Source organism: Caballeronia sp. GAWG2-1 (assembly GCF_023631405.1).
GTDB lineage: Bacteria > Pseudomonadota > Gammaproteobacteria > Burkholderiales > Burkholderiaceae > Caballeronia.
This window is the reverse complement of the sequence record NZ_JALQDD010000013.1, coordinates 340543-350160: the sequence shown is the minus strand read 5'-3', so window position 1 is coordinate 350160 and position 9618 is coordinate 340543. Positions and strand designations below refer to the sequence as shown.

The 9618-nt window shown below is 60.9% G+C and carries 11 protein-coding genes; 9 read left to right on the top strand and 2 right to left on the bottom strand.

From position 1 onward, the window contains the following. Together NCR98_RS10000 and NCR98_RS09995 are read left to right on the top strand one after the other, a co-directional pair. A partial coding sequence (locus NCR98_RS10000; RefSeq protein WP_250526094.1) for an electron transfer flavoprotein subunit alpha/FixB family protein occupies nucleotides 1–495 on the top strand: 495 nt, incomplete at its 5' end. 86 nt (nucleotides 496–581) lie between these two features. After that, nucleotides 582–2372 (top strand): acyl-CoA dehydrogenase, encoded by a 1791-nt coding sequence (locus NCR98_RS09995; RefSeq protein WP_250526093.1) that lies wholly within the window; start codon nucleotides 582–584, stop codon nucleotides 2370–2372. A gap of 99 nt (nucleotides 2373–2471) precedes the next feature. Here the strand turns inward: NCR98_RS09995 and NCR98_RS09990 are convergent, their stop codons facing one another. Then, nucleotides 2472–3758: a D-amino acid dehydrogenase gene (locus tag NCR98_RS09990; protein ID WP_250526092.1), complete on the bottom strand. Its 1287-nt coding sequence runs from the start codon at nucleotides 3756–3758 to the stop codon at nucleotides 2472–2474. Nucleotides 3759–3909: 151 nt separating this feature from the next. On the opposite strand from NCR98_RS09990, the gene NCR98_RS09985 reads away from it, so the two are divergent. Then, on the top strand, nucleotides 3910–4398 hold the full coding sequence (locus NCR98_RS09985) for an Lrp/AsnC ligand binding domain-containing protein (protein WP_250526091.1): 489 nt from the start codon (nucleotides 3910–3912) through the stop codon (nucleotides 4396–4398). A 68-nt stretch (nucleotides 4399–4466) separates the two neighbouring features. Then, nucleotides 4467–5594, top strand: coding sequence for a PA0069 family radical SAM protein (locus tag NCR98_RS09980; RefSeq protein ID WP_250526090.1), 1128 nt, complete (start codon nucleotides 4467–4469; stop codon nucleotides 5592–5594). Between the two features lie 23 nt (nucleotides 5595–5617). Here NCR98_RS09980 and NCR98_RS09975 read toward each other — a convergent pair whose 3' ends face one another. Then, the gene (locus NCR98_RS09975) at nucleotides 5618–6121 is read right to left on the bottom strand and encodes an NINE protein (protein WP_250526089.1); all 504 of its coding nucleotides are present in this window, start codon (nucleotides 6119–6121) and stop codon (nucleotides 5618–5620) included. A gap of 295 nt (nucleotides 6122–6416) precedes the next feature. Here NCR98_RS09975 and rpsP point away from each other — a divergent pair, with 295 nt between their 5' ends. The 5 genes from rpsP (at nucleotide 6417) to NCR98_RS09950 (ending at nucleotide 9615) form a co-directional block, all read left to right on the top strand. After that, the gene (rpsP, locus tag NCR98_RS09970; protein ID WP_008342343.1) at nucleotides 6417–6671 is read left to right on the top strand and encodes a 30S ribosomal protein S16; all 255 of its coding nucleotides are present in this window, start codon (nucleotides 6417–6419) and stop codon (nucleotides 6669–6671) included. A gap of 62 nt (nucleotides 6672–6733) precedes the next feature. Further along, complete coding sequence (gene rimM / locus NCR98_RS09965; protein ID WP_250526088.1) at nucleotides 6734–7465, top strand: ribosome maturation factor RimM; 732 nt, start codon at nucleotides 6734–6736, stop codon at nucleotides 7463–7465. Between the two features lie 36 nt (nucleotides 7466–7501). After that, on the top strand, nucleotides 7502–8272 hold the full coding sequence (trmD, locus tag NCR98_RS09960) for a tRNA (guanosine(37)-N1)-methyltransferase TrmD (RefSeq protein ID WP_250526087.1): 771 nt from the start codon (nucleotides 7502–7504) through the stop codon (nucleotides 8270–8272). A gap of 149 nt (nucleotides 8273–8421) precedes the next feature. After that, nucleotides 8422–8814, top strand: coding sequence for a 50S ribosomal protein L19 (rplS, locus tag NCR98_RS09955; RefSeq protein WP_250465293.1), 393 nt, complete (start codon nucleotides 8422–8424; stop codon nucleotides 8812–8814). A 147-nt stretch (nucleotides 8815–8961) separates the two neighbouring features. Beyond that, nucleotides 8962–9615: a CoA pyrophosphatase gene (locus NCR98_RS09950; RefSeq protein WP_244825884.1), complete on the top strand. Its 654-nt coding sequence runs from the start codon at nucleotides 8962–8964 to the stop codon at nucleotides 9613–9615. The last annotated feature ends 3 nt before the right edge of the window (nucleotides 9616–9618 follow it).

Here is a 9618-nt window from a genome sequence, read left to right as displayed (position 1 = left end):
CGTGCAACGGGCTTCGATCCGGTGGCGGCGGAAGGCGGCAGTGCATCGATCGAGAAGATCGAAGCGGCAGCCGACGCTGGCATCTCGTCATTCGTCAGCCGCGAAGTCACGAAGCTGGATCGGCCGGAACTGACTTCGGCTTCGATCATCGTGTCGGGTGGACGTGGTCTCGGCAGCGGCGAGAACTACACGAAGGTGCTCGAACCGTTGGCCGACAAGCTTGGCGCGGCAATGGGCGCATCACGCGCGGCGGTGGATGCCGGTTACGTGCCGAACGACTATCAAGTGGGTCAGACGGGCAAGATCGTCGCGCCGCAGTTGTACGTGGCCGTTGGTATTTCGGGCGCCATTCAGCATCTGGCCGGGATGAAGGACAGCAAGGTCATCGTCGCCATCAACAAAGATCCGGAAGCGCCTATTTTCAGCGTCGCGGATTACGGCGTCGTCGGCGACCTGTTTTCGCTCGTGCCGGAACTGGTGAAGGAAATCGGCTGAGCACGCGTCGCTCGCCGACTTAGAACCGAAAGGGCGCGACAATTGTTGCGCCCTTTTTGTATCGGATGAATGAGGAGACAAGAACGATGAGCTATCACGCCCCCGTCAAGGACATGCTGTTCGTCATCAAGGAACTGGCCGGTATCGACGGCATCGCCGCTTTGCCAGGCCACGAAGACGGCAGCTTCGATACCGCGCAAGCCGTCGTCGATGAAGCCGCGCGCTTTTGCGGCGAGGTCGTCGCGCCGCTCAACGTCGAAGGCGACCGCAATCCGAGCGCGTGGGCAAATGGCGAAGTCACGACCACGCCCGGTTTCAAGGAAGCGTTCCGTCAATTCGGCGAGGGCGGCTGGCAAGGCGTCGTGCATCCCGAGGAGTTCGGCGGACAGAACCTGCCGAAGCTCATCGCCACGCCGTGCATCGAGATGCTCAACTCCGCAAGCCTTTCGTTCGCGCTGTGTCCCTTGCTGACCGATGGCGCAATCGAAGCGCTGCTCACCGCAGGCAACGACGCACAAAAAGCCCGCTATCTGCCAAAGTTCATTTCCGGAGAATGGACCGGCACGATGAACCTCACCGAGCCGCAAGCCGGCTCCGATCTCGCGCTGGTACGCACGCGCGCCGAGTCGCAGGGCGACGGTTCCTTCAAGCTGTTCGGCACGAAGATTTTCATCACCTACGGCGAGCACGACATGGCGAAGAACATCGTCCATCTCGTGTTGGCGCGCACGCCTGACGCGCCCGAAGGCGTGAAGGGCATCTCGCTATTCATCGTGCCGAAGTTCCTCGTCAACGAGGACGGCTCGACCGGCGCGCGCAACGACGTGCATTGCGTGTCGATCGAGCACAAGCTCGGCATCAAGGCGAGTCCCACGGCCGTGCTGCAATTCGGCGATCACGGCGGCGCGGTCGGGCATCTGATCGGCGAAGAGAATCGCGGGCTCGAATACATGTTCATCATGATGAACGCCGCGCGTTTTGCCGTTGGCATGCAGGGCATCGCGGTTGCGGAGCGGGCGTATCAGCAGGCGGTCGCGTATGCGAAGGACCGCGTGCAAAGCCGTCCGGTCGATGGCTCATCGAAAGAGCCAGTGACCATCATTCATCATCCCGACGTGCGCCGCATGCTCTTCACCATGCGCGCTTATACCGAAGGCGCCCGCGCGCTGGCGTATGTCGCCGCGTCGCACAGCGATCTCGCGCATGGTCATCCCGATGAAAAAACGCGCAAGAGCCATCAGTCGATCTACGAATATCTCGTGCCGATCATCAAGGGATTCAGCACGGAGATGTCGGTGGACGTGGCGAGCCTCGGCGTGCAGGTGCATGGCGGCATGGGGTTCATCGAGGAAACGGGCGCCGCGCAGCATTATCGCGATGCACGCATTCTGCCGATTTACGAAGGCACGACCGCCATTCAGGCCAACGACCTGATCGGCCGCAAGACGGTGCGCGACGGAGGCGCGACGGCGCAGGCGTTGCTCGCGCAGATCGATCAGACCATCGCTGCTCTTGCGGATACGGAGGGCCAGGCGTTCATGTCGATGCATCGGCACTTGAGCGCGGGGAGCTTGTCGCTCGCGCGCTCGGTCGAGTTTATCGTCGCGAAGTTCAGAAGCGATCCGAACGCGGTTTTCGCGGGCAGCGTGCCGTATTTGCGGCTCGCGGGAATCGTGCTGTGCGGCTGGCAGATGGCGCGCGCAATGCTTACCGCGCAAAAAAAGCGCGGCGAGGACGAGCGCTTTTATGCGGCGAAAATCGCGACGGCTCAGTTTTTCGCGGAACACATTCTGTCGCAGGCGCCGGGCATCGAGGCATCGATTGTCAGCGCGAATGGGAGCGAAGGCGTGCTCGCGTTGAGCGAGGATCAGTTTTGATGTGAGCGACGAAGCTCATCGAACGCGAGCCGACGCCCGCGCATGAAAAAACCCCACGTCGTTCGCAACGTGGGGTTTTCTTCGTGCGCGGGCGCCTTCTCAAGCATAAGCGGGACGCGTCTTCACACCGACTTCGCCCATATAACGATGCACCGACAAATCGTCCGCCCGAATCGCGGGTTGCTTGCCGGACATCAGATCGGCGAGCAACTGGCCGGAGCCGCACGACATCGTCCAGCCGAGCGTGCCGTGTCCGGTATTCAGATACAAATTCGGCACCGGCGTGCGGCCAACGATCGGCGTGCCGTCCGGCGTCATCGGGCGCAGGCCAGTCCAGAACTTGGCGCTGGCCGTGTCGCCACCGCCGGGGAACAGGTCGTTCACGCACATTTCCAGCGTCTCGCGGCGCGCCTGCTTCAACGACTTGTCGTAGCCGACGATCTCCGCCATGCCGCCCACGCGAATGCGGTCGTCGAAACGCGTGATCGCGATCTTGTACGTCTCGTCGAGCACGGTCGAAACGGGCGCGCGGGCCGCATCGACGATAGGCGCGGTGAGCGAATAACCCTTGAGCGGATAAACCGGAATCTTGACGAGATCGCCGAGCAACTTCGGCGAATATGAACCGAGCGCGACGACGTAGGAGTCACCTGTCACGAGTTCCTTGCCGCATTGCACGCCGGCAATCCGGCCCTGGCTCATGGCAAGTGCGTCGATTGGCGTGTTGTAGCGGAACTTGACGCCCAACGCTTCGGCCATGGCGGCGAGGCGCGTGGTGAACATCTGGCAATCGCCGGTTTCGTCGTTCGGCAGGCGCAAGCCGCCCGTCAGTTTGTGCGATACCGCTGCGAGCGCCGGTTCTGCATTCGCAAGCTCGGCCGACGAGAGCAATTCGAACGGAACGTTCGCGTCTCTCAACACCGCGATGTCTTTCGCCGCGCCGTCCAGTTGCGCCTGCGTGCGGAAGAGTTGCAGCGTGCCGCCGGTGCGGCCTTCGTAGTGAATGCCTGTATCCGCGCGCAAGGCTTGCAGGCAATCGCGGCTGTATTCGGCGAGGCGCACCATGCGGCCCTTGTTGACCATGTAGCGATCTTGCGTGCAGTTACGCAGCATTTGCCACATCCATTGAAGCTGAGTCATCGTGCCGTCGAGACGGATGGCAAGCGGCGCGTGTTTTTCGAACATCCATTTGACGGCCTTGAGCGGCACGCCCGGCGCGGCCCACGGCGACGCGTAGCCCGGCGAAATTTGCCCGGCGTTGGCGAAACTCGTTTCGAGCGCGGGGCCGGCTTCGCGGTCGATGACCGTGACTTCGTGACCCGCCCGCGACAGATAGTAAGCACTGGTCACGCCGACGACGCCGCTTCCGAGAATAACGATACGCATGAGTTCTCCATCAGGATTCGATGAAACTGCCCGTTTGCGCGCAAGAAGTGGAACTGAGCCGCGGACGGAAGTTTGTGTAGTGTTATCGCCTATACTATTGATGTCGATATAGTTTTAGTTAATGTATTTGGCGGATTTTCAGGAAAAACGCATGAGAACACAGCGAAATCCGGTGCGTGCGCTCGATAAGCTCGATCACAAGATCCTGAATATTCTTCAAGCGGATGGCCGCATCGCGATGAAGGACCTTGCGGAGCGTGTCGGGCTGTCCGTCACGCCTTGTATCGAAAGGGTGAAGCGCATGGAACGGGACGCCGTGATCACGGGCTATTACGCGCGTGTTAATCCGACTCAGCTCGGTGCGGCGCTGCTGGTGTTCGTCGAGATCACGCTGGATCACAAGAGCGGCAATATGTTCGAGCAGTTTCGCCGCGAGGTGCAGCGCATTCCGGAAGTGCTCGAATGCCACCTCGTTTCCGGCGATTTCGACTATCTGATCAAGGCGCGGATCGGCGAAATGGCCGACTACCGCAAGCTTCTTGGCGACATCCTTCTACAACTGCCGGGCGCGGTGCAGTCGAAAAGTTATGTGGTAATGGAGGAGATCAAGGAAACGCTGATGATCCCGGTGGACGTGTGATTTTTTGCTTGCGATGACGTGTCGATACTGTATATTTGTACAGTACATTTTCTGCTGCGCTCATCGTAATGCCGACACCCGACCGTGAATTTCCTGTCGCGCCGCCCGCGCCGCTGAAAGGGCGCGGCGCGGTGACGAACATGCAGGGACGCTACGAGAAAGACGCACGCGAACGCGTGGACGACGGCTGGCTACACGAAACGGACGGTGACGACGAGGGCGCGCCGCCGCTTCGCACACAAGTGTTCGAAGAACGCGCAAAGAGCATTCTGACGCACAACAATTCGCCCGACATACCGTTTAGCGTGTCGCTCAATCCGTATCGCGGGTGCGAGCACGGCTGTATCTATTGCTTCGCACGTCCGACGCATAGTTACCTTGGCCTGTCGCCGGGACTCGATTTCGAAAGCCGCATTTACGCCAAGATCAACGCCGCCGAACTTCTCAGGCGCGAGATCGGCAAGCCGAAGTACGAGCCGGAATCCATTGCGCTCGGCGTGAATACGGACGCCTATCAGCCCGTCGAGCGCGATCTCAAGATCACGCGCAGCGTCATCCAGGTGCTGCACGATTGCGGTCATCCGTTCGCAGCGATCACGAAGTCATCGCTGATCGAACGCGATATCGATTTGCTGGCGCCCATGGCGGAGCGCGGGCAGGTCATGGCGGCCATCACCGTGACTACGCTCGATGCAGACATCGCCCGCACGCTCGAACCGCGCGCGGCCACCCCCGCGCGGCGTCTGCGCACGATCCGCACGCTCGCCGAGGCGGGCATTCCGGTGGGTGTGAGTATCGCGCCGGTTATTCCGTTCGTCACGGAGCCGGATATGGAGCGGGTGCTCGAAGCGTGTGCGGAAGCGGGCGCGAAGACCGCCAGCTACATTGTGTTGCGCCTGCCATGGGAAGTGGCGCCGCTTTTCAAGGATTGGCTCGCGGCGCATTTTCCCGATCGCGCTGACCGCGTGATGAGCCGCGTACGCGACATGCGCGGCGGCAAGGACTACGACGCGGACTTTGCCAAACGCATGAAGGGCGAAGGATTATGGGCGGACATGCTGAAGCAGCGCTTTCAACAAGCAACCAAGCGTCTGGGATTGAACGCCCGGCAGCGCGGCATTCTCGACATGTCGGACTTCAAGCCGCCGGCGTTCGTCAAACCGGTGCCAGACAAAGGCCAGCTCGACTTGTTCTAACGCTTGCGATCGTCGCCTATCGCCTACTGCGACAGTGTCTTCGCAGCTTCCACCTGGCTTTCGAAATAAGTCTGGAACGTCAGCGCGAGGCCGGTCATCAGCAAGAACGCGCCGAACAGCAATGAAAAAATGACGATGAAGATGACCGTCCAGCCCGAATTGCTTTGCCGGTTGGTATGCGCGTTGAATTGCGCGTCCCACTTGGCGTCGGGTCGAAGACCGTAGACGATCGCGGAAAGAAACGCCGCTAGCAGCGACACCGCGCCGGGAAACGCCAGCACCCAGCCCAGAATCGAAGTCCGCTCCGTCGCCGCGAGCAACAGATAACCCACCGCGCCCAACACGATGCCGACGATATGCGCCCAGCCCCATTTGTCGCGCATTCCATACAGATAGAAACGGTGCAGTCCGATACTGCCGAAAAAAAACGCGAGTGCCGCCGTGAGCGTCTTCGAGCGGAAGTACGGGCAGTTCTGGTTGCCGGCCGGTTTCGGGCCGGTCTCGGTAGCGACGGACGAAGAAGTCATCAGCGAAAGCGGTTGTGTCGGTGGTGAAAATAGTGGCGCGCGCGCCGTCTTATCGCGGATTGCTCTGATTGCGCCAGGCGAGAATCCGACATCTTACGCTGCTCGCTTCGGCGGTCACACACTGGCACAATGCCGCACTGGCCGCTGCGGGGCTTTTGTCCTTGCGGCGCGCCGTTTGAAGCGTTCCAAACCCGAACTGCGCGCAATAATCACGTTAAGTGTTTGTTGGAGCGTCGGTTTCCGCTATAATCGCGTGTTCTGGTAGTTCCGAACCCCGGTTTTCAAGGATTTCAGCATGGTCATCATCCGCTTGGCTCGTGGCGGCTCGAAGAAGCGCCCGTTTTACAACATCGTCGCAACCGATTCGCGTAGCCGCCGTGACGGCCGCTTCATCGAGCGCGTTGGTTTCTACAACCCGGTCGCGACCAAGGGCGAATCGCTGCGTATCGCTCAAGATCGTCTGACCTACTGGCAAGGCGTTGGCGCGCAACTGTCGCCGACCGTCGAGCGTCTGGTCAAGCAAGCTCAGCAAGCTCAACCGGCTGCTTAAGTGCTGGTTAGTTTGTCGACTGAAGTTCAGTCGTTCAAGGTATTCCGCTTCAAGGTCTGCTGATGCCCGCGCGTGATTCTGAATCCGGCAACGTCGCTGGCAATGTCAGTCGGCCGAAGCCGAAGCAAGAAGAAAATGCCAGCACGTTTGGCGCGTTCGTCCGGAAACCCGGCGCGCGTCGCGTGACGGCGGACGCTTTAGGCGAAGGCAGGTCGCAGGAAGCATCGGCGGCGGTCGAGTCGGTAGATGGTCTCCCGGAAGACGCGGTGGAAATCGGTTTTATCGCCGATGCCTACGGTCTGAAGGGCTGGATCAAGATCGTTCCGCACGCCAACGGCAAGCTGGGCGGCGACGCGCTCCTCGGTGCGAAGAACTGGTGGCTCGTCAAAGGCCGCGAGTTCAAGTCCGCGCGTTGTGTTCAGTCGAAAGTGCACGCGGATACCATCGTCGCGCGCCTGTCAGGCTGTGACGATCGCGACGCCGCATTGTTGCTGAAGGGTCACGCGGTCTACATCGCTCGCAGCGACTTCCCGAAGCTCGACGACGAAGACGAGTTCTACTGGGTCGATCTGATCGGCCTCGATGTCGAAAACGAAGCGGGCGTGGCGCTTGGCCGTGTCGCCGACATGATCGACAACGGCGCGCATTCCATTCTGCGGATCGAGTATCCGAGTACCGACAAGGATGGCAAGCCCGTCACCGAAGAGCGGCTCATTCCGTTCGTCGGTGTGTATGTGAAGACGGTGGATCGGGCGGCGAAACGCATCATCGTCGACTGGGACGCCGACTATTAACCCGGTGCTCGTCATCGGCAAGTTACGGAGAGAGCGATGCAGTTCGATGTCGTGACGCTCTTTCCCGAAATGTTCCGCGCGCTGACCGACTGGGGCATTACCAGCCGGGCAGTGAAGCAGGAGCGGTTCGGTTTGCGTACGTGGAATCCGCGCGACTTCACCACGGACAATTACCGCACCGTCGACGATCGCCCGTACGGCGGCGGCCCCGGCATGGTCATGCTGGCACGTCCGCTAGAAGACGCGATCGCGGCCGCGAAAGCCGCGCAGCGCGAGCAAGGCATCGCGACGACGCGCGTCGTGATGATGTCGCCGCAAGGCGCCAAGCTCGATCACGAACGCGTGATGCGCATGGCCGCCGAGCCGGGCCTCGTACTGTTGTGCGGTCGTTACGAAGCAATCGACCAGCGTCTGATCGATCGTGAAGTAGACGAAGAAATAAGCCTCGGCGACTTCGTGCTGTCAGGCGGCGAATTGCCCGCCATGGCGTTGATGGACGCTGTCGTGCGCCAGTTGCCCGGCGTGCTGAACGACGCGCAATCGGCGGTGCAAGACAGTTTCGTCGACGTACTTCTGGATTGTCCGCATTACACGCGTCCGGAAGAATACGAAGGCGCGCGCGTTCCCGATGTGCTGCTCGGCGGCCATCACAAGGAAATCGACGCCTGGCGCAGGCGCGAAGCATTACGCAACACATTCACGAAGCGGCCCGATCTGATTCACCGGGCGCGCAAAAGCAAGATGTTGAGCCGTGCCGACGAGGCATGGCTCGCAGATCTCGCGAAGACGGCGTCGAAGTCCGAATAGACTTCGAGCCGACGAGCGGGGCAAATGGGGGCGCTGAATTCAACCTCGGCGCCAGAAGTGAACCCATCCTCTACCGGGGCCTGATCAACGAAATCGCGCAAGCGAAATCTAGGCACACAACTCCGGCAAGATGGCACAAGGAGTCAGTAATGAATCTGATTGAGCAACTCGAGAAGGAAGAGATCGCGCGCGTTTTGGGCGAGAAATCGATCCCCGACTTCGGTCCGGGCGACACGGTCATCGTCAACGTGAACGTCGTCGAAGGTACGCGCAAGCGCGTGCAGGCTTACGAAGGCGTCGTGATCGCCAAGCGTAATCGTGGCCTGAACTCGAACTTCATCGTCCGCAAGATTTCCTCGGGCGAAGGCGTTGAGCGTACGTTCCAGACCTACTCGCCGCTGCTGGCGAGCATCGTCGTGAAGCGTCGCGGCGACGTCCGTCGTGCGAAGCTGTACTACCTGCGCGAGCGCTCGGGCAAGTCGGCACGTATCAAGGAAAAGCTGTTCACGAAGGACCGTACCGCCGCAGCCGCTGCAGAGTAAAGACTCAGCGTCCAGGCGCCGTACTGAAAAAGCACCCTCGCGGGTGCTTTTTTCTTTGGTGTGTTCAAATTGAATCTTCGACATCCTGGCTTTCGACCCGTGTCCACCGGCAAGACTTCGACTCCCCGCATTCTCGAACCTGAACGAATGCCCGTCCTCTCGACGGGCGCCGCGCTTCCCGCCATACCACCCGCGCGCCTTACGCCCGAAGGACTGCGAGCGCGTTTCGCACAGACGCTCGAATGGACGCAGGAAGCGCCCGAACAGCGCATCAAGGCCATCGGCGGCGATCCGCGGGTGGCTTCTGTTCTCGTGCCGCTCGTCGTGCGTGAAGGCGGTCTGACCGTGCTCCTGACTCAGCGGGCCGACCATCTTTCCGACCACGCGGGACAAATCAGCTTTCCCGGCGGCCGTCAGGAACCCGAGGACGCCGATGCCGCCGCCACCGCGCTACGCGAAGCACGCGAGGAAGTCGGCTTGGGCGCGGAGCATTGCGAAGTGGTCGGCGCGCTGCCGGACTATCTGACAGGCACCGGATTTCGCGTGACGCCTGTCGTTGCCTTGGTCTATCCGCCGTTCGCGCTCAAAGCCGATACGAGCGAAGTTGCCGATATCTTCGAAGTGCCGCTCGCGTTTCTGATGGACTCGGCAAACCACGAAGTGCGCGTTTTCCAATGGGAAGGTGGCGAGCGTCGTTTTTTTGCCATGCCTTACAAACCCGATGAAAAGACGGCTCCGTATTTCATCTGGGGTGCAACGGCTGGCATGTTGCGCAATTTCTACCGCTTCCTCGCCGCCTGACGC